The organism is Paraburkholderia terrae (assembly GCF_002902925.1).
GTDB classification, from domain to species: Bacteria; Pseudomonadota; Gammaproteobacteria; order Burkholderiales; family Burkholderiaceae; genus Paraburkholderia; species Paraburkholderia terrae.
Genome location: NZ_CP026111.1, coordinates 3,097,273 through 3,116,055, shown reverse-complemented (window position 1 = coordinate 3,116,055; position 18,783 = coordinate 3,097,273). Strand labels below are relative to the sequence as shown.

Sequence of the window (18,783 nt, the reverse complement as noted above, 5' to 3'; positions counted from 1 at the left end):
ACGCGGGGGCGCGTGCTAAAATCCGTGATTCGAATTTACTCTTGGACCTAAGCCGCCGAGGCCCCTCCGACAACGAGTTGCAACAAGGTGAAAGGGTGTTAAAACCGGCCTTGCAACCCCCCGCCGAAGCCGCGACGCAACCACGATCCGATGACCACCGGTTTTCTACAAAAGATTTTTGGCAGCCGCAACCAGCGGCTCGTCAAGCAATATCAAAAGACCGTCACGGCGATCAATGCGCTCGAACCGCAGATCGAGCAATTGACGGATGATCAACTGCGCGCGAAAACCACGGAATTCCGGCAACGCGTGAGCAGCGGCGAGTCGCTCGACAAGCTTCTGCCCGAGGCGTTCGCGGTCTGTCGCGAGGCGAGCAAGCGCGTGCTGAAGATGCGGCACTTCGACGTGCAGCTGATCGGCGGCATGGTCCTGCACTACGGCAAGATCGCGGAAATGCGCACGGGCGAGGGCAAGACGCTGGTCGCCACGCTACCCGTGTACCTGAACGCGCTCTCGGGCCGCGGCGTACACGTGGTCACGGTGAACGACTACCTCGCCCAGCGCGATGCTGAGTGGATGGCGCGCCTGTACAACTTCCTCGGTCTGTCGGTGGGTATCAACCTGTCGCAGATGGACCACGGCATGAAGCAGGAAGCGTACGCCGCAGACATCACGTACGGCACGAACAACGAGTTCGGCTTCGATTATCTGCGCGACAACATGGTCTACGAGACCGATGCACGCGTGCAGCGGGCGCTGAATTTCGCGGTCGTCGACGAAGTGGACTCGATCCTGATCGACGAAGCGCGGACGCCGCTCATCATCTCGGGCCAGGCCGAAGATCACACCGAACTCTACGTGCGCATGAACGCGCTGCCGCCGCTGCTCGATCGCCAGATCGGCGAAGAGAAGGCGGACGGCACGGGCGTCGAGAAGCCGGGCGACTACACGCTGGACGAAAAGGCGCGCCAGGTGTTCCTGACGGAATCGGGCCACGAAAAGGCCGAGCGTCTGCTCGCCGAGTGGGGCCTGATCGGCGAGGGCGAAAGCCTCTACGCGCCGCAGAACATCACGCTGATGCACCACGTGTACGCCGCGCTGCGCGCGCACACGCTGTTCTACAAAGACCAGCACTACGTCGTGCAGAACAACGAAGTGGTGATCGTCGACGAATTCACGGGCCGTCTGATGGCGGGCCGGCGGTGGTCGGATGGTCTGCATCAGGCCGTCGAAGCGAAGGAACACGTGAAGATCCAGAGCGAGAACCAGACGCTCGCATCGATCACGTTCCAGAACTATTTCCGCATGTACGCGAAGCTGTCCGGCATGACGGGTACGGCCGACACGGAAGCGTACGAATTCAACGAGATCTACGGGCTTGAGACGGTCGTGATTCCGACCAATCGCCCGCCGAAGCGGATCGACAAGCAGGACCAGATCTACAAGACGGCGATGGAGCGCTACAACGCCGTCATTCGCGACATCCGCGACTGCTACGAGCGTGGCCAGCCGGTGCTGGTCGGCACGACGTCGATCGAAAATTCCGAAGTCCTGTCGCAGCTGCTGAACAAGGCCGGCTTGCCGCACGAAGTGCTGAACGCAAAGCAGCACGCGCGTGAAGCGGCAATCGTCGCGGAAGCGGGCCGTCCGAAGCGCGTCACGATCGCCACCAACATGGCCGGTCGCGGTACCGACATCGTGCTGGGCGGCAATGCCGAAAAGCAGGCCGCGTTCATCGAAGCCGATCTGTCGATCCCCGAAGACGAAAAGGCGGGCCGCATCCAGAAGCTGCACGACGAGTGGCAAGCGCTGCACGATCAGGTGAAGGCCGCGGGCGGTCTGCACATCATCGGCACCGAGCGCCATGAATCGCGCCGTATCGACAACCAGCTGCGCGGTCGTGCTGGCCGTCAGGGCGATCCGGGCTCGTCGCGTTTCTATCTGTCGCTGGAAGATCCGCTGCTGCGCATTTTCGCGGGCGACCGCGTGCGCGCCATCATGGACCGCCTGAAGATGCCGGAAGGCGAGGCGATCGAAGCGGGCATCGTCACGCGTTCGATCGAATCGGCGCAGCGCAAGGTCGAAGCGCGCAACTTCGACATCCGCAAGCAGCTGCTCGAATACGACGACGTGTCGAACGATCAGCGCAAGGTGATCTACCAGCAGCGCAACGAACTGCTCGAAGCGCACGACATCACCGAAACGATCGGCGCGATGCGTCACGGCGTGGTTAGCGACATCGTCCATCAGTTCGTGCCGGCGGGCAGCATCGAAGAGCAGTGGGATGTGCCTGAACTCGAAGAAGTGCTGCGCAACGACTGGCAGCTCGACCTCGCCATTCAGGAGATGATCAACGAATCACAGTCGATCAACGCCGACGAGATTCTCGAAGCCGTGACTGCGGCAGCGGACGAAGCTTACGAGTCGAAGGTCGAGCAGGTAGGCCGCGAGTCGTTCAGCGCGTTCGAGCGCTCGGTCATGCTGCAGACACTGGACCGCAGCTGGCGCGAACACCTCGCCGCGCTCGATCACCTGCGCCAGGGTATTCATCTGCGCGGCTATGCGCAGAAGAACCCGAAGCAGGAGTACAAGCGCGAAGCGTTCGAACTGTTTGCAGCGATGCTCGACTCGGTGAAGCTGGAAGTCACGCGCATCGTGATGAACGTGCAGATCCAGTCGCCGGAACAGCTGGAACTGGCCGCCGAGCAGATGGAAGAGCAAGGCAGCCATCTGGTGGACAACGTCGAGTTTCGCCATGCCGATTACGCAGAAGGCGGTGCGGCTGTCGCGGCGGCGCCCGTCGCGGCGAATGCGGCAGCAGCGATGATCGGCGATGCGATGGCTCACGGCCAGAGCGCCGCGGCGCCGCTGTCTGGCGACAACGTGCCGAAGGTCGGCCGGAACGATCCCTGCCCGTGCGGCAGCGGCAAGAAGTACAAGCAGTGCCACGGCAAGATTGCGTGACACACGAAGGCGGCGCGCGTTAAGCGCGCCGCGTCGTTTGAAGCGTGCATTGCTGGTGATTTCGCGGTGGCGCAGGTCCATCTGGCGCCATCACTTTTGATCCCTAATGCCGGCGTCCGCCGGCATTTCAGTCTCGACAGGTCGCAAACATGGCTGTCAATTTCCCCTCGATCGATCCCGCCCAACTCCATCCCGTCGCCGGCGTCACGCTAGGCTGGGCCGAGGCGAATATCCGCAAGCCGAACCGCAAGGACGTGCTCGTCATTTCCGTCGACGAAGGCGCGACGGTCGCGGGCGTGTTCACGTTGAACCGCTTTTGCGCAGCGCCCGTGACGGTGTGCCGCGAGCATCTGGAGCACGTGCGCACGGGCGGCAAGGGCATTCGCGCACTGGTCGTGAACACGGGCAATGCGAACGCGGGCACGGGCGAACCGGGCATGGCGCACGCGCGCGAAACGTGCGACGAACTCGCGCGCCTCGCGGGTATCGCGCCCGAGCAGGTGCTGCCGTTCTCGACGGGCGTGATTCTGGAGCCGCTGCCTATCGATCGGCTGAAAGCCGGTTTGCCGGCCGCGCTGGCGAACCGTCAGGCTGCGCACTGGTACGACGCCGCGCAGGCCATCATGACCACCGACACGCTGCCGAAAGCCGTGTCGCGCCAGGTCAAGGTCGACGGCCACACGGTCACGATGACGGGCATCAGCAAGGGCGCGGGCATGATCAAGCCGAACATGGCGACGATGCTCGGCTTTCTCGCATTCGATGCCAACGTCGCGCAACCGGTGCTCGACGAACTGGTCAAGCATGTCGCAGACCGCTCGTTCAACTGCGTCACGATCGACGGCGATACGTCGACCAACGACTCGTTCATCCTGATCGCATCGGGCAAGTCGAGCCTGCCTGCCATCACGTCGACGGATTCGCCCGCCTATGTCGCCCTGCGCGATGCCGTGACGGAAACGGCGCAGACGCTCTCGCAACTGATCGTGCGTGATGGCGAAGGCGCGACGAAGTTCATGACGGTGCAGGTCGAAGGCGGATCGACTGTCGCCGAGTGCCGCCAGATCGCTTATGCGATCGGGCATTCGCCGCTCGTGAAGACGGCGTTCTACGCATCGGATCCGAACCTCGGCCGCATTCTGGCCGCCATCGGCTATGCAGGCGTGACGGACCTCGATGTGGGCAAGATCGACCTGTATCTGGATGATGTGCTCGTCGCGAAAGCGGGCGGGCGCAACCCCGAGTACAAGGAAGAAGACGGGCAGCGCGTGATGAAGAAGGCCGAAATCCTGATTCGCGTTGTGCTCGGTCGCGGCGATGCGCAAGCGACGATCTGGACGTGCGATCTGTCGCATGATTACGTAAGCATCAACGCCGACTACCGTTCCTGATTCACGCCGATCACGACATGGATAAACTCGAACAATTCCTGAGCCGCGCCGAAGCCGTGCTGGTGCGGCTCGAAGCGATGCTTCCGCCGGCTTCGCCGCAAATCGACTGGTCCGCGGCTGTTGCGTTCCGCTGGCGCAAGCGCCAGGGGCGCGGCTACTTGCAGCCGGTTCCCGCAATCTCGCTGATTTCGCTCGACGATCTGCAGAACATCGATCGCCAGAAAAACCTGATCGAGCAGAACACGAAGCAGTTCGTCAGCAAGCAGCCCGCCAACAACGTGCTCCTCACGGGCGCGCGCGGCACGGGCAAGTCGTCGCTGATCAAGGCGTGCCTGAACGCGTACTCGAAGGACGGACTGCGTCTGATCGAAGTCGACAAGGACGATCTGCATGATCTGGGCGATATCGTCGATCTGATTTCGGCGCGCCCTGAGCGCTTCATCGTGTTCTGCGACGACCTGTCGTTCGAAGAAGGCGAGTCGGGCTACAAGGCGCTGAAGGTTGCGCTAGATGGATCGGTGGCCGCGCAGTCGGACAATGTGCTGATCTACGCGACGTCGAACCGCCGCCATCTGCTGCCCGAGTACATGAGCGACAACGAGACGTACAAGCACACGTCCGACGGCGAAATTCATCCGGGCGAAGTGGTCGAAGAAAAGATCTCGCTGTCCGAGCGTTTTGGCCTGTGGGTCAGTTTCTACCCGTTCAAGCAGGACGACTATCTGTCGATCGTCGCGCACTGGCTGCACCACTTCGGCTGCAACGATGCCGACGTCGAGTCGGCGCGTGGTGACGCGCTGATCTGGGCGCTGGAACGCGGCTCGCGTTCGGGGCGCGTCGCGTGGCAGTTCGCGCGCGACTGGTCCGGCAAGCGGGCACAGGCATGAGCGACGCAGCGCAAAGCCACGCGGGCGAGTTGAACGAAGCTGGCCGTCCCGTCACGGAAGTGGCCGTCGGCGTGCTCGTTCAGCCCGATGGCCGCTATCTGCTCGCGCAACGGCCCGCCGGCAAACCGTACGAAGGCTATTGGGAATTTCCGGGCGGCAAACTGGAGCCGGGTGAAACGGTGGAAGCGGCGCTCGCGCGCGAACTGCACGAAGAACTCGGCATCGACGTGCAGGCGAGCCATCGCTGGCACGTGCTCGAGCACGACTATCCGCACGCCTACGTGCGCCTCTATTTCTGCAAGGTGACGGCGTGGCACGGCGAGCCGCACGGGCGCGAAGGTCAGGCGTTCGCGTGGCAGACGCTGCCGGCGCAGGTGTCGCCGCTGTTGCCCGCGACGATTCCCGTGCTGGAGTGGCTCGCGGCGGAGTGACCTGAAGGCGGCGTCGCCTGGTGCGGCTTCCGCCTCGCTATGAATAGCGACGATGGCGACGCGCGGTATGCCCGTTCAGTGCGAGCGGTGCTCGCCGGGCGTGTCGTCGGTTGGCGGTTCTTCGTCGGTGCCGCCGATCTTGTATTTCTCGGCAGCCCACGCGCCGAGATCGACCTGCTTGCAGCGCTCGGAACAGAAGGGACGGAAGCGGTTCTCGGGAGTCCAGCGGACATCTCTACCGCAGCTTGGGCATTTGACTACAGTGACCATTCGATAAAACGTTCAATCGCAAACAATGAAGCCAACTAAGTGAGGCTGTTCGCGTTAGTTTAAAGACTGCACAGCGTCAACTGGAACGGCACGTCGACATCGACCGCGCGCGGACGCAGATCGCCGTCCTGCACGGTGAAGCGCACCCACAACATGTACTTGTTGGCACTGGCCTCCGGAATCACCCGCAATTCCGGTGCCACGCGTACCTGCATCAGCTGATACGTGCGACCCGACAGCATTTGCTGGTAACTGCCCTGCATGGCCATCACTTTCGACGCCTGCCCCGATTCGCGCGCAAGCCGCAGCACGATGGCAGCTGCGTCACGTAGCGGCAGAAGCGGCATGACCCACTTGGCGATGTCCTGGCGACGCTGGTCGGGATGCGTCTGCTGCCACGCGTAGTACGACGGAAGATCGAACTTGCAGGTGCCGCCCGGGATGATGGCGCGGCTGCGAATGCTCGCGAGCCACTCGTTATCAGCAAGATGCTGGCCAGTCTTGCCTTGCATTTGCGTCAGCCCGGCGAGCGTCTGTTCGATTTCGCCGAGGACGGCTTCGAGTGCGTTCTGCTCGATGCCGGGATTACCGCGAAACGGAGCGAGCGTTTGACGCTGCCGCTCCAGTTCCTTCATCAAATCGGACTTCAGATCCGCGCGGCCCGCGACTTCCGAGATTTCGAACAGCGTAGTCAGCGCGACGTGATGTTCCCTGGCATCTTCCTGAGTCAAAAAGAACGTGAAGCGCTCGAACAGATCTTCGAGGCGCAGCAGCGTCCGGATTCGCTCATTGAAGGGATACTCGTAAAGGATCAAGCGGGCTCGCCTCGGGCGTGGTCGGTGACGGAATTGCAGGACATTCTAATGCCGTGAGACTACCCTAGCAATCACACACTTTTTTGGCGAGCTTCTGTCAATTTTTGAGCGGTATTACGCGCATTCGTTGCGTGTAGATGCTGATCCCGACAACATGCGCGCACGCTACCGACAATGCACAGAATCGCTCACGGCTTAGGCACCCGCGAGCGAAACATACGTGCGATGAAGCTGATCGACGTCAACGTCGAGTTCTTCGAGGGAGCGGTTGTCGTTGACGATCACATCGTCGGCGGCGGCAAGGCGCGCTTCGCGCGTGGCCTGGCGCGCGATGATCGCAAGTACCTGTTCGCGCGTGAACGCATTGCGGCGCATGACGCGCGCGATCTGCGTCTCGACGCTGCAATCGACCGCCAGCACGCGATTCACACGCGTTTTCCAACTACCTGATTCGACGAGCAGCGGCACGACGACGATCACATAAGGTCCCGGCGCCTGTTGACGCTGACGTTCGGTCTCCGCGCGGATCAAAGGATGCGTGATTGCTTCGAGCCGTTTGCGCGCATTCTCGTCGCTGAAAACCAGTGCGCGCATACGGGCGCGATCGAGCGAGCCGTCTGAGGCAACGAATGACGGACCGAACTCCGTCGCGATGGACGGCATGGCGAGCCCCCGCGGCGCGGTGATGCGATGCGCGATCACGTCGGTATCGACGAGCGTCACGCCGCGTTTTGCGAACAGATCGGCAACCGTGGACTTGCCGCTGCCGATGCCGCCCGTCAATCCAACAGCAAACATGCGTCAGCCTCCCAAAGCCATGTAAAGCGGCGTGCCGACGAACAGCGTCACGGCGCCGCCTGCCGCGAGGAACGGACCGAAGGGCAGTGGCTCTTCGAAACGCATGCGCCCGATCCATGTCGCCACCAGGCCGACGACGGCGCCCGTCACTGCGGCAATCAGAATGATCTGTGGCAGCGCGGCCCAACCGAGCCATGCGCCGAGCGCGGCGAGCAGCTTGAAGTCGCCATAACCCATGCCTTCGACGCCTCGCACGATCTTGAACACCCAATGCACGCACCACAGCGCGAGGTAGCCTGCAATCGCGCCGATCACGGCGTCGTGCAGACTCGCGAACACTGCATTGAAATTGACGATGAGGCCGGCCCAGAGCAACGGCAAGGTCATAGAGTCCGGCAACAGGTGTGTGTCGATATCGATCGCGCTCATTGCCAGCAGCGTCGCGCATAGGGCGAACGCAGCGAGCGCGGTGCCCGTTGCGCCAAACGAGATGAGCGCGCCCAGGGCCAGCGCCGCGCTCGACAGTTCGAGCAGCGGATATCGAAAGCTCACGTGCGTCTTGCAGTGCGAGCACCGGCCGCGCAACAGCAGATAGCTGAGCACTGGGACGTTCTCCCACGCGCGCAGCACGTGGCCGCAATGTGGGCATGCGCTGCGCGGCAACCAGAGGTTGTAGCGCTCGGGCAGGCCGTCTTCATCGAATGCGTGGTCCGTCGCTTCACTCACTTCGGCGCGCCATGCGCGTTCGAGCATGATCGGCAAGCGATGCACGACGACGTTCAGGAAGCTGCCGATCACCAGACCGAACGCAATCACGAATGCGATCTGCGCGCCCGCAGGCAACGTGCCGAAGGCTGCGCCGAGGCTGTCCGCGAAACGGGCGAGCGGGCCGCTGAAGGAAGGTTCTGACACGGACGTGAGCGTGGTCGGCATGATCGATTGTCTGGATTCGGCTGCGATGCTACTACACCACGTTGCCAAGTTGGATGATGGGAAGATACATCGCGACGACCAGACCGCCGACCAAGCCGCCCAGCACGACGATCACGAGCGGCTCGCACAGGCTCGCGAGGCCCGCAATCTTTTCGTCTACCTGACGATCGCTCAGCGACGCCACGTCGAGCAGCATCGTATCCAGCGTGCCCGACTCTTCGGCGATGGCGACGGGTTGCACGATTTCTTCGGGGAAACATTGCGCTTCACGCATCGCGGGCGCGAGCCGCACGCCGCGTCTAAGTTGCGCTGAGATCGCGACCGTCGCGCGATCGAACCACGCGTTGCCCGTTGCATGCGTGAGCGAATCGAATGCATCGGCGAGCGGCGTGCCGGCCGACAGCAACGTGCCGAGCGCGCGGCTCCAGCGCGCTGCGCACAGCGTCGTGAGCAGCGAGCCGGCGACGGGCAGACGCAGCGTCGCGCGGGCGAACTGCAGACGAGCGGCTTCCGAGCGCCGCAATACGCGACGCATCGCGAAGACGAGCACGCACGCGAGCGAGGCGAGCGGCACGCTCCAGCGGCCAGCCGCGGCTGACATCGCGAGTACGAGTTGCGTCGGCGCCGGCAGCTTCGCGCCGAAGCCGTCGAAGATCTGCTTGAACGTCGGGACGACCCACACGAGCAGCGCGACTGTGATCGCGAGCGCGAGCAGCAGGATTGCGACGGGATAGGTGAGCGCGGCGCGCACTTTCGCGCGCTGGGCGGCGGCGCGCTCGCGGTCGTCGGCGAGCCGGGCGAGGACGGTCGACAGCGCGCCCGACGCCTCGCCGACCTCGACCAGTTGGCAGTACAGCGCGCCGAACTGCGCCGGGTGACGGGCAAGCGCCGACGAAAAGCCCAAGCCTGCGGTGATATCACGCGCCAACGCGTGCAGGATGCGCGGCATGCCTTTGGTTCGCGCGTGCTCATTCGATGATGCATGAGCCAACAGTTCGAGCGATGGCGCAAGCGGCAAGCCCGCGCGCAGCAGACTCGACAACTGGCGGGTGAACAACGTAACGTCGGCGGCGCGTACTTTGGGCTGAGGCGCTGCGCCGCGCGCAGTCCATTCGACGGCATAGAGCGCGTCCTGTTTCAGCAACGCGCGCGCCGTCGGGAGATCCGGCGCCACTACCGTGCCGCGCCGACGCACGCCTTGCGCGTCGAACGCACGCCACTCGAAGCGCTGTTCCTGCATGGTCGTAGCCGTCATGCGACCTCCGTTGCGCTCAATGCTTCGGCGAGGCTTGTCGTGCCGTCGAATGCGCGGGCCAGCGCGGCTTCGCGCAAGGTCTGCACGCGCTCGACGTGTGCCTGCCGCGCGATCTCATGCGTACCGGCGCGCGCGACGATGAGTTCGCGCATCGCGTCCGAAACCGGCATGGTTTGATGAACGCCGACGCGTCCGCGAAAGCCGATCCCATGACACGCTTCGCATCCCTGTGGAACGTAGGGGCGCCAGTACGCGATCTGATCGTCGGATACGCCGGCCGCGCGTAGCGAAGTGGGCGTTTCCAACGCGGCTTGTCTGCATCCGGGACACAGACGCCGCACGAGCCGCTGCGCCGTGACGAGTCGCAACGCGGCCGCGAGGTTGTAGGGCTCGACGCCGATGTCGATCAGACGCGCGATGGCCGCGGGTGCATCGTTCGTATGCAGTGTCGACAGGACGAGGTGCCCTGTTTGCGCTGCCTTGACTGCGACGTCGGCTGTCTCTTCGTCACGGATTTCGCCGACCATGATGACGTCCGGGTCCTGACGCAGGAACGCGCGCAGCGCGACGGCAAACGTCAACCCGGCCTTGTCGCGCACGCTGACCTGGTTGATGCCCGCGAGCTGGATTTCGGCTGGATCTTCGACCGAACAGAGATTGCGCGACTCGGCATTCAGCAGTTGCAGGAAGCAGTACAGCGACATCGTCTTGCCGCTTCCCGTCGGACCCGTGACGAGCACGAGCCCGTGAGGTGAGCGGATCGACCGGTCCACGATGTCGCGCTGCCCGGGCGCGAGTCCGAGCGAATCGAGCGAGAGATTCGCGGGCAGAGCTTCGAGTCGCCGCAGCACGAGTTTTTCGCCGAACAGCGTGGGCAGCGAGTTCACGCGATAGTCTTCGACGCGACCTGCCGCGATTGGCAGGCGCAAGCGGCCGTCCTGCGGCACGCGCCGCTCAGCGATATCCATGCGCGCCAGCACTTTCACGCGCGTGATGAACGCGTCGCGCAAATGCGCGGGTGGCCGCGCCAGCTCGTGCAGCACGCCGTCGACGCGCAGACGCATCCTCCAGCCGTGCTCCATCGGTTCGACGTGCAGATCCGATGCATTGAGGCGCGCAGCTTCCTGTAGCGTGTCGGCGAGCAAGCGTACGGCGGGCGGGTTGTCCGCGTCAGGCGTGGTGGGTTGAAGCGCCGGCCTGTTCGTGGCGACGTTGGGCGAGGGTGCTGCGGACAGAGAAGAGGTGCGCATGGGAAGCCGGCTGCGAGCCGCCTGTAAAACATGACGGCTCATCATCCGGTATCGCGCAGGGGGCCGCTATTCAGCCGAATGGCCAGGTGCGCGGTCAGCGGCCGACAAGCCGCTTGATCTTCGACCCCGGCGCGGGACCGGGGCGAAAAATCTTAACTGTTCTGATTGCTTGATCGTCGCTGCGCATTACTTCGATTTTGATGTCGTTAATCTTTACGCAGACATCGCCTTCAGGAATTTCTTCGAGAACTTCCAGGATCAACCCGTTCAGCGTTTTCGGGCCGTCCGTCGGCAACTTTAGTTGCAGCCAGCGGTTCAACTCGCGCAGCGGCATGCTGCCCGCGACGATGCATTCACCTTCCTCGTTCCAGCCGCCGCGCGAACCGGCGCTACGCGGCACGGACGTCGTGAATTCGCCGATCAGTTCCTCGATGATGTCCTCGGGTGTCACGAGCCCCTGCAGTTCGCCGTACTCATCGACGACGAGCGCAGTGCGATGACGGCTTTCCTGAAAGAACTGAAGCTGTTGGAAAACGGGCGTGCCCGTCGGCACGAAGTACGGCTCCGCGAGCAGTTCGCGCAGCGTGTCGCGTTCCAGTTCCTGGTTGTGCAGGGCGGACAGCGTCTTGCGCACGTGGAGCACGCCGAGCACGCGGTCGAAATCGCCTTGATAGACGATCAGCTTGTTGTGATAGCAGGTTTCGAGCTGATGAAGGATCTGCTCGAATGGCGCGTCGAAATCGAGGGCTTCGATGCGGCGGCGCGGGATCATCACGTCGTCGACCGTAATGTTTTCGAGGTCGAACAGGTTGAGCAGAATGCTGCGGTGCTTGGTCGGCATGAAGCTGCCGGACTCGAGCACAATGGTGCGCAGTTCCTCCGTCGACAGCCGCTGGTCGTGCGCGCCCTTGGTATTGATATGCAGCACGCGCAGGATTGAGTTCGCGAACAGGTTGACGAACCAGATCAGCGGCTTCGACACGCGCATGAGCGGCGCGATCAGCAGGCTGGCGGGAAGCGCGATCTTTTCCGGGAACGTTGCGCCGACGATCTTCGGCGTGATTTCGGCGAACACGATGATGAGAAACGCGACGATACCCGTCGCGATCGACAGCACGACGTTATTGCTGCCGAAGGTGTGCAACGCGATCGACGTGGTCAGCACGGGGATGATCGTGTTGAACAGGTTGTTGCCGATCAGGACGGTGCTGAGCAGTTCATCCGTGCGCGCGAGCAGGCCTTGAGTGGTCTTCGCGCCGAGCGCACCCTTGGTCGCGAGATGTTTCAGGCGATGGCGGTTGATCGCCATCATCGCTGTCTCGGAAATGGCAAAGAAGCTGGAGCAGATGAGAAGCAGGACGACGGCGCCTATTTGCGCCCATAAGGGAAGTTGTTCCACGCGACGTGAATAAGAGAAGGGGAGGGATTGGGAGAATATAGCAGAGGGGCTGGGAGCCCTCAGTGGGCGGACGGGCAGCTTGGATCTCGCGCAGCCTTTCAATGCGCGGCAGTACGCGATTGCCCCTGTCCGTACGACGGACGAAAAAAAACCGCGCAATGCGCGGTTTTTTCATAATCTGGTCGGGGTGAGAGGATTCGAACCTCCGGCCTCTACGTCCCGAACGTAGCGCTCTACCAGGCTAAGCTACACCCCGATTTGGTACTGCGTTTCACTCGATCCGGACTAATCCGGCGTTTCAGTCTTATTTAAGACTGCCTCGTCGTCGAGTAAGAACATAATTCTAGCAGGCTTTCTTTGTAAATGGAATCGGGAAACGAAGAAATTGCTGCAACTGCGGCCTGCGCTTCCTGCTTCGCGCATTCGAGCGTGTGATCCAGCGCGCCGGAACGCGTGATCGCCTCGAAAATTTCGTCGAAGCGATCCGTGCCGCCTTGCTCGATTGCCTCGCGCGCAAGCGCCGCCTGCTCGGGCGTGCCGCGTTCGATCAGATAGATGAGCGGCAGCGTCGGCTTGCCTTCACGCAGGTCGTCGCCGGCGTTCTTGCCCATCGATTCCGGCGTGCCCGTGTAGTCGAGCCAGTCGTCCATGATCTGGAATGCCGTGCCGATGCGCCGGCCGAATTCTGCTGCGGCAGCTTCAATGGTCGCGTCCGCGCCCGCCAGCACAGCGCCCAACTGGGCCGCCGCCTCGAACAGTTTCGCCGTCTTGTAGCGGATCACCTGCATGTAGCGCGCTTCGTCGACGTCGGCGTCGTGCATGTTCAACAACTGCAGCACTTCGCCTTCGGAAATGATGTTGGTCGCTTCCGAAAGAATCTCCATCACGCGCATCTTGCCCACGCCGACCATCATCTGGAACGAGCGGGAATACAGAAAGTCACCGACCAGCACGCTCGCCGCGTTGCCGAACAGCGCATTCGCCGTCTGGCGGCCACGGCGTAGATCGGATTCGTCGACGACGTCGTCGTGCAGCAGCGTGGCCGTATGGATGAACTCGACGACGGCCGCCAGTTCGTGCCGATACCCCGTCCTGTCGCCGAGCGCGCCTGACACGAGCAACAGCAGCGCGGGCCGCAGGCGCTTGCCTCCGGCACTGATGATGTACTCGGAGATCTGGTTGATCAGCATCACCTCGGACGCCAGACGGTGCCGGATGACGCGATTCACCTGCTGCATGTCTTCGGCGATCGGAGCGAGCAGATTTGCTGCGTTGGGGGTGGGGGTGGCGGTTGACGACATGGTGGCGAATTCGGGTAGTGCCGCGAATTATAAGGCGAACTGCGGCATTTCCGCGCCGGACACCATTTGTTCATGGCCGTTTTGACCCGTTTGCGGATGGATCGCCTGCATTTGTCGCGCACGGGACGGGTGATCGCGGTCGTTGTCAACTGATTTTGACCGCGCAGCTAACTCTATGTATAATCGAGGGTTTCCGCGCGTGGTGCGTGGGGAAAATGAATCCAGAGTGAGGTTTTCAATGTACGCGGTCATAAAAACCGGCGGCAAGCAGTATAAAGTTGCTGTCGGCGAAAAACTTAAAGTAGAACAGATACCGGCAGACATTGACGCTGAAATCACGCTCGACCAGGTTCTCGCAGTGGGCGAAGGCGAATCGATTAAGTTCGGTACGCCGCTGGTCAGTGGGGCTTCCGTCAAAGCTACCGTCGTGTCTCAAGGTCGTCACAAGAAAGTGACCATCTTCAAGATGCGCCGCCGGAAGCACTACCAGAAGCATGGCGGCCACCGCCAGAACTACACCGAACTGCGCATCGACGCGATCAACGCGTAAGCGCATCGGGCAAGGAGCTAACAAATGGCACACAAAAAGGCAGGCGGATCGTCCCGGAACGGCCGCGACTCCGAGTCGAAGCGACTTGGCGTGAAAGTGTACGGCGGTCAGGCGATCCTGGCTGGCGGCATCATCGTGCGTCAACGCGGCACGCGTATGCACCCGGGTGAAAACGTCGGCATCGGCAAGGACCACACCTTGTTCGCGCTGACGGACGGCCACGTCAAGTTCACGACGAAGGGCGCCGGCAAGAAGCATCTGGTCAACGTCGTCCCGGCTGCTGTCTGAGCTTAGTCAGGCACGGGCTTCAGGACCGGAAAAAAGGCCCCGCGAAGTTTGCGGGGCCTTTTTGTTTGCAGGCTTTTCGGACTTCTATTCGCGGACCTGCGCCGTTGCGGCATCTCGTTGTCGCGATGGGACAAGAATCAGACTCAAACTGGCCGTTTGGCCAATGGTGCGCGCGCGTCACGCGCGGCAAAATAGCAATACCTACGGGACGGAGTAACGCATGAAGTTCATTGACGAAGCGAGGATTGAAGTCATCGCCGGCGACGGAGGAGATGGCAGCGCGTCGATGCGCCGCGAGAAATTCGTCCCGTTCGGCGGTCCGGACGGCGGCGACGGCGGCCGCGGCGGCAGCGTCTTTGCAGTCGCAGACCGCAACATCAACACGCTGATCGACTACCGCTACGCGAAAAAGCATCAGGCGCGCAACGGCGAAAACGGTCGTGGCTCGGATTGCTATGGCAAGGGCGGCGACGACATCACGTTGCGCATGCCCGTCGGCACGATCATCACCGACATGGATACGGGCGAGCTGATCGCCGACCTTACCGAGCACAACCAGACTGTGCAGATCGCGCAGGGCGGCTCGGGCGGCCTCGGTAACCTGCATTTCAAGTCCAGTACGAATCGCGCGCCGCGTCAGAAGACGGAAGGCAAGCCGGGCGAGCGCCGGATGGTGCGCCTCGAATTGAAGGTGCTGGCCGACGTCGGTTTGCTCGGTATGCCGAACGCAGGCAAGTCGACGTTTATCTCGTCGGTGTCGAACGCGAAGCCGAAGATCGCGGATTATCCGTTCACCACGCTCGCGCCGAATCTCGGCGTCGTGCGCGTCGGGCCGAGCCGCAGCTTCGTGATTGCCGACATTCCGGGGCTGATCGAAGGCGCGGCGGAAGGCGCTGGCCTCGGTCACCAGTTCCTGCGGCACTTGCAGCGCACGGGCTTGCTGCTGCATATCGTTGATCTCGCGCCGTTTGACGAAGCTGTCGATCCCGTCGCCGAAGCGAGGGCTATCGTCAACGAGCTGCGCAAGTACGACGAAGAGCTGTTCGGCAAGCCTCGCTGGCTCGTGCTGAACAAGCTCGACATGGTTCCTGAAGACGAGCGCGAAACACGCGTGGCCAAATTCCTGAAGGACTTCGAATGGGATGGCCCGGTCTTCGAAATCTCGGCGCTCACGGGCCAAGGCTGCGAAAACTTGTGCTACGCGGTGTACGACTACATCTCCGAGCATTCGGATGCGCACCGCGAGGCGGAAGCCGAAGATCTGGCCGCTGACGTGCGCTTCCGCGAGGGGCAGGCGGGCGGTGCCGCGGGAACACCCGTCGAGCCGCAGGAGTAAGCAGCCGTACCCTGGATGCCGGCGCACTCCCAGCATGCGCCGGCCTTACGAATCATCTTGGAGACCGCGCACAATGCGTTCCGTTATCGCAGATTCCAGGCGATTGGTGGTGAAAGTCGGTTCGAGTCTCGTCACGAACGACGGGCGCGGGCTCGATCACGCGGCGATTGGCCGCTGGGCCGCGCAGATCGCCGCGCTGCGCGAGCAGGGCAAGGAAGTCGTGCTCGTCAGCTCGGGCGCGATCGCCGAGGGTATGCAGCGCCTTGGCTGGACTAAGCGTCCGCGTGAAATCGACGAACTGCAGGCGGCCGCGGCCGTCGGTCAGATGGGGCTGGCGCAGGTCTATGAAAGCCGCTTCGCCGAGCATTCGATTCGCACCGCGCAAATTCTGCTGACGCATGCCGACCTGGCCGATCGCGAACGCTATCTGAACGCGCGTTCCACGCTGCTGACGTTGCTGCGTCTTGGCGTTGTGCCGATCATCAATGAAAACGACACCGTCGTCACCGACGAAATCAAGTTCGGCGACAACGATACGCTCGGCGCGTTGGTCGCGAATCTGATTGAAGGCGATGCGCTGATCATCCTGACCGACCAGCAAGGTCTCTTCACCGCAGACCCGCGCAAAGATCCCACTGCGACGCTCGTCCAGCAGGCCGATGCGGGCTTGCCGGAACTCGAGGCGATGGCGGGCGGTGCAGGGTCGAGTCTCGGCCGCGGCGGCATGCTGACGAAAATTCTCGCGGCGAAGCGCGCGGCTCACAGCGGCGCGAATACGGTGATCGCGAGCGGCCGTGAGGCGGATGTGCTCGCACGGCTCGCATCGGGCGAGGCGATTGGCACGCAACTGATCGCGCGCACGGCTCGCATGGCCGCGCGCAAACAGTGGATGGCGGACCATCTTCAGGTGCGCGGGCATGTGGTGATCGACGACGGCGCCGTCGAAAAACTCACCGAAGGCGGCAAGAGTCTGCTGCCGATCGGCGTGGTTGGCGTGCAGGGCGCGTTCGCGCGCGGCGAGGTGATTGCGTGTCTGAGCCCGTCGGGGCGCGAGGTGGCGCGCGGGCTGACGAACTACAGCAGCGCGGAGACGAAGCTGATCCAGCGTCATCCGAGCGGCGAGATCGAATCGGTGTTGGGCTACATGCTGGAGCCCGAACTCATCCATCGGGACAATCTGGTGCTCATCTAGAAGCGCTCACATCCGAGGCCACAAAAAAAGCCGTCCCATCGCAAGATGGAACGGCTTTTTGTTGCGCCTGCATCGAGCCGCGAAGCCTTCCGCGGGCGGATGATAAACCGTTGTATCAGCCTCCGCGAATCAACGTGCTGTTCACGCGCTTGTACCTGATATTGTTCAGAATCGCATCCGCCTTGCCGACGGGCAGCTTGCTCGTGCAGAAGTAATCCTGATAGAGCGCCGCGTGATACGCGTTCAGATCGCCGTTTTCGATGCGCGACCAGTCGTTTTCGACCGTCCGGTCCCAACCGTCGTGATCGGCGTTGAGTCCTGCGTACAGCTTCCACGAGTAGTCCTCGCAGCGAATCCCTTCGTAGTTCACGTTGCGCGCGCCGCTCGGGCTCGTGACCACCACCGTGTAGCGAATCACGCCGTCGCTGTCGACCGTCAGCGATTTTGCATCGAGCGCGAACTGCAGCGGTGTGTTCTGCGAGACGGTGAACGGCAGCAGATCGCCGGGCTGCGGCATGGCCGGGAGCGTATCGACTTTCTTTTCGGTCCACGTCGACGGCCGGTCGAACAGATACTGAAAGTCGCTCTTGGGTCCCTCGGACTTGGAAGCGTCAGTCGGCGTGGAACTCTTGGTGCTCGAACAGCCAGCCAGCAGAACGCCCGCGGCGACACACGCCACGGCGAAAGCAAATACTTTCAATGTGATTTCCTCGAAACGCCGGCGCAGCGTGTCACACGCCGCACCGGCAGATGCGGCGTGGACAGCCGCTTAGCGTCAGTCGCGTAGCCCCGGTGCCTGAACGGCCGCGGGATCTTCCGTCGACGAACAGTCAGACCCGATTGTCGCACGCAGCGTAGTCTCGACTACAAATGACGTCGTGACGGTCGTCACGGACGCTGCGGACTCCATCGACGCCCCAGGCGGCGCATTCACCGACGACGCCATCCGTGGATAGCGCTGCCCGTGATGATGTCCACCGGGCCGTTCCGTGCGCGGCGCAGGACGCCGCAGGAAACGGGACAATTCCGTTAACGCCAGCTGATACACATCCCGCTTGAACTCGATCACACAGTCGAGCGGCACCCAGTACTCGTTCCAGCGCCAGGCATCGAACTCAGGGTGATCGGACGCGCGCAAACAAATGTCGCAATCGCGTCCAACCATCCGGAGCAAGAACCAGATCTGCTTCTGGCCGCGGTAATGGCCGCGGACCTCACGCTTGATGAACTTGTCAGGCACCTCATAACGCAACCAGTCACGCGTGCGACCGATAACCTTGACGTGCTCCGGAAGCAGGCCGGTTTCTTCGTGCAATTCCCTGAACATCGCCTGCACGGGGGTCTCACCATACTTGATGCCCCCTTGCGGAAACTGCCAGGAATGTTCACGCAGACGCTTGCCCCAAAACACCTCGTTGTGCGCGTTCAAGAGGATGATGCCGACGTTCGGGCGAAAGCCTTCACGATCCAGCATACAACCACCTTCGAATCCTTTAAAATTGCTTTGATTATAAACAGATAACGGGTCTGACGCACCGCCTCGCACCAGATTGGCGCGATTGCCCGCAACAAGCCTCGTCCAACGCCTCGAAAGCCGCTTTCCGGCGCTTTTGGCGCGTCGTCGGACAAGTGCTCGCGCATGCGACAATCGCTTTTCGGCCTGTCGCAGCGTGCGCCGGCATGACCAGGCGCTCAGGCGCGCGAACCCATCGTCTTACCCTTT

18 protein-coding genes and 1 tRNA gene are annotated in these 18,783 nt (G+C 62.5%); 8 read left to right on the top strand and 11 right to left on the bottom strand.

Translation table 11 applies throughout. The annotated features are described in order from the left end of the window. The first annotated feature begins 150 nt into the window (after positions 1–150). The 4 genes from secA (at position 151) to C2L65_RS13740 (ending at position 5,673) form a co-directional block, all read left to right on the top strand. Complete coding sequence (gene secA / locus C2L65_RS13755) at positions 151–2,964, top strand: preprotein translocase subunit SecA (RefSeq protein ID WP_042307879.1); 2,814 nt, start codon at positions 151–153, stop codon at positions 2,962–2,964. Positions 2,965–3,113: 149 nt separating this feature from the next. After that, positions 3,114–4,355, top strand: coding sequence for a bifunctional glutamate N-acetyltransferase/amino-acid acetyltransferase ArgJ (gene argJ / locus C2L65_RS13750; RefSeq protein WP_042307881.1), 1,242 nt, complete (start codon positions 3,114–3,116; stop codon positions 4,353–4,355). A gap of 17 nt (positions 4,356–4,372) precedes the next feature. Next, entirely contained in the window at positions 4,373–5,242 is an 870-nt protein-coding gene (locus C2L65_RS13745) for an ATP-binding protein (RefSeq protein ID WP_042307883.1), read from the top strand. Beyond that, a complete protein-coding gene (locus C2L65_RS13740; protein ID WP_007747100.1) occupies positions 5,239–5,673 on the top strand; it encodes an NUDIX domain-containing protein in 435 nt (144 codons plus the stop codon). Before C2L65_RS13745 ends, C2L65_RS13740 begins: the two co-directional genes overlap by 4 nt. Before the next feature lie 75 nt (positions 5,674–5,748). Here the strand turns inward: C2L65_RS13740 and C2L65_RS13735 are convergent, their stop codons facing one another. From C2L65_RS13735 to C2L65_RS13695, 9 genes are all read right to left on the bottom strand, one after another. Beyond that, positions 5,749–5,943 (bottom strand): DNA gyrase inhibitor YacG, encoded by a 195-nt coding sequence (locus tag C2L65_RS13735; protein WP_081920924.1) that lies wholly within the window; start codon positions 5,941–5,943, stop codon positions 5,749–5,751. A gap of 59 nt (positions 5,944–6,002) precedes the next feature. Further along, a complete protein-coding gene (zapD, locus tag C2L65_RS13730) occupies positions 6,003–6,758 on the bottom strand; it encodes a cell division protein ZapD (RefSeq protein WP_007747120.1) in 756 nt (251 codons plus the stop codon). Positions 6,759–6,953: 195 nt separating this feature from the next. Continuing rightward, positions 6,954–7,556 (bottom strand): dephospho-CoA kinase, encoded by a 603-nt coding sequence (gene coaE / locus C2L65_RS13725; protein ID WP_042307886.1) that lies wholly within the window; start codon positions 7,554–7,556, stop codon positions 6,954–6,956. Positions 7,557–7,559: 3 nt separating this feature from the next. After that, positions 7,560–8,489, bottom strand: a complete 930-nt coding sequence (locus C2L65_RS13720) for a prepilin peptidase (RefSeq protein ID WP_042307888.1) — start codon at positions 8,487–8,489, stop codon at positions 7,560–7,562. Positions 8,490–8,520: 31 nt separating this feature from the next. Then, entirely contained in the window at positions 8,521–9,744 is a 1,224-nt protein-coding gene (locus C2L65_RS13715) for a type II secretion system F family protein (protein ID WP_042307889.1), read from the bottom strand. Next, positions 9,741–10,994 (bottom strand): GspE/PulE family protein, encoded by a 1,254-nt coding sequence (locus tag C2L65_RS13710; protein ID WP_042307890.1) that lies wholly within the window; start codon positions 10,992–10,994, stop codon positions 9,741–9,743. The genes C2L65_RS13715 and C2L65_RS13710 overlap by 4 nt, the downstream gene beginning before the upstream one ends. A 94-nt stretch (positions 10,995–11,088) precedes the next feature. Further along, positions 11,089–12,393, bottom strand: a complete 1,305-nt coding sequence (locus tag C2L65_RS13705; protein ID WP_081920926.1) for an HlyC/CorC family transporter — start codon at positions 12,391–12,393, stop codon at positions 11,089–11,091. 179 nt (positions 12,394–12,572) lie between these two features. Then, positions 12,573–12,649, bottom strand: a tRNA-Pro gene (locus C2L65_RS13700). Positions 12,650–12,701: 52 nt separating this feature from the next. Next, a complete protein-coding gene (locus C2L65_RS13695) occupies positions 12,702–13,694 on the bottom strand; it encodes a polyprenyl synthetase family protein (protein ID WP_042307897.1) in 993 nt (330 codons plus the stop codon). Between the two features lie 238 nt (positions 13,695–13,932). Between C2L65_RS13695 and rplU the strand changes: the two genes are divergently transcribed. The 4 genes from rplU (at position 13,933) to proB (ending at position 17,060) form a co-directional block, all read left to right on the top strand. Beyond that, the gene (gene rplU / locus C2L65_RS13690; RefSeq protein WP_007747161.1) at positions 13,933–14,244 is read left to right on the top strand and encodes a 50S ribosomal protein L21; all 312 of its coding nucleotides are present in this window, start codon (positions 13,933–13,935) and stop codon (positions 14,242–14,244) included. A 24-nt stretch (positions 14,245–14,268) separates the two neighbouring features. Beyond that, the gene (gene rpmA, locus C2L65_RS13685; protein ID WP_007747163.1) at positions 14,269–14,532 is read left to right on the top strand and encodes a 50S ribosomal protein L27; all 264 of its coding nucleotides are present in this window, start codon (positions 14,269–14,271) and stop codon (positions 14,530–14,532) included. Between the two features lie 220 nt (positions 14,533–14,752). After that, positions 14,753–15,868 (top strand): Obg family GTPase CgtA, encoded by a 1,116-nt coding sequence (gene cgtA, locus C2L65_RS13680; RefSeq protein ID WP_042307900.1) that lies wholly within the window; start codon positions 14,753–14,755, stop codon positions 15,866–15,868. Between the two features lie 73 nt (positions 15,869–15,941). Beyond that, positions 15,942–17,060 (top strand): glutamate 5-kinase, encoded by a 1,119-nt coding sequence (proB, locus tag C2L65_RS13675; protein ID WP_042307904.1) that lies wholly within the window; start codon positions 15,942–15,944, stop codon positions 17,058–17,060. Between the two features lie 115 nt (positions 17,061–17,175). Here the strand turns inward: proB and C2L65_RS13670 are convergent, their stop codons facing one another. Next, a complete protein-coding gene (locus C2L65_RS13670) occupies positions 17,176–17,760 on the bottom strand; it encodes a CNP1-like family protein (protein WP_042307906.1) in 585 nt (194 codons plus the stop codon). A gap of 75 nt (positions 17,761–17,835) precedes the next feature. After that, positions 17,836–18,534, bottom strand: coding sequence for an RNA pyrophosphohydrolase (locus C2L65_RS13665; RefSeq protein ID WP_042307909.1), 699 nt, complete (start codon positions 18,532–18,534; stop codon positions 17,836–17,838). Positions 18,535–18,783: the final 249 nt, after the last annotated feature.

Bases quoted from the DNA above. Each gene is read 5' to 3' on its own strand.
- C2L65_RS13710 (WP_042307890.1), bottom strand. From the start codon at position 10,994: ATGCGCACCTCTTCTCTGTCCGCAGCACCCTCGCCCAACGTCGCCACG.
- C2L65_RS13735 (WP_081920924.1), bottom strand. From the start codon at position 5,943: ATGGTCACTGTAGTCAAATGCCCAAGCTGCGGTAGAGATGTCCGCTGG.
- rplU (WP_007747161.1), top strand. From the start codon at position 13,933: ATGTACGCGGTCATAAAAACCGGCGGCAAGCAGTATAAAGTTGCTGTC.
- coaE (WP_042307886.1), bottom strand. From the start codon at position 7,556: ATGTTTGCTGTTGGATTGACGGGCGGCATCGGCAGCGGCAAGTCCACG.
- rpmA (WP_007747163.1), top strand. From the start codon at position 14,269: ATGGCACACAAAAAGGCAGGCGGATCGTCCCGGAACGGCCGCGACTCC.
- secA (WP_042307879.1), top strand. From the start codon at position 151: ATGACCACCGGTTTTCTACAAAAGATTTTTGGCAGCCGCAACCAGCGG.
- cgtA (WP_042307900.1), top strand. From the start codon at position 14,753: ATGAAGTTCATTGACGAAGCGAGGATTGAAGTCATCGCCGGCGACGGA.
- C2L65_RS13695 (WP_042307897.1), bottom strand. From the start codon at position 13,694: ATGTCGTCAACCGCCACCCCCACCCCCAACGCAGCAAATCTGCTCGCT.
- C2L65_RS13720 (WP_042307888.1), bottom strand. From the start codon at position 8,489: ATGCCGACCACGCTCACGTCCGTGTCAGAACCTTCCTTCAGCGGCCCG.
- C2L65_RS13740 (WP_007747100.1), top strand. From the start codon at position 5,239: ATGAGCGACGCAGCGCAAAGCCACGCGGGCGAGTTGAACGAAGCTGGC.
- argJ (WP_042307881.1), top strand. From the start codon at position 3,114: ATGGCTGTCAATTTCCCCTCGATCGATCCCGCCCAACTCCATCCCGTC.
- C2L65_RS13665 (WP_042307909.1), bottom strand. From the start codon at position 18,534: ATGCTGGATCGTGAAGGCTTTCGCCCGAACGTCGGCATCATCCTCTTG.
- C2L65_RS13745 (WP_042307883.1), top strand. From the start codon at position 4,373: ATGGATAAACTCGAACAATTCCTGAGCCGCGCCGAAGCCGTGCTGGTG.
- proB (WP_042307904.1), top strand. From the start codon at position 15,942: ATGCGTTCCGTTATCGCAGATTCCAGGCGATTGGTGGTGAAAGTCGGT.
- C2L65_RS13715 (WP_042307889.1), bottom strand. From the start codon at position 9,744: ATGACGGCTACGACCATGCAGGAACAGCGCTTCGAGTGGCGTGCGTTC.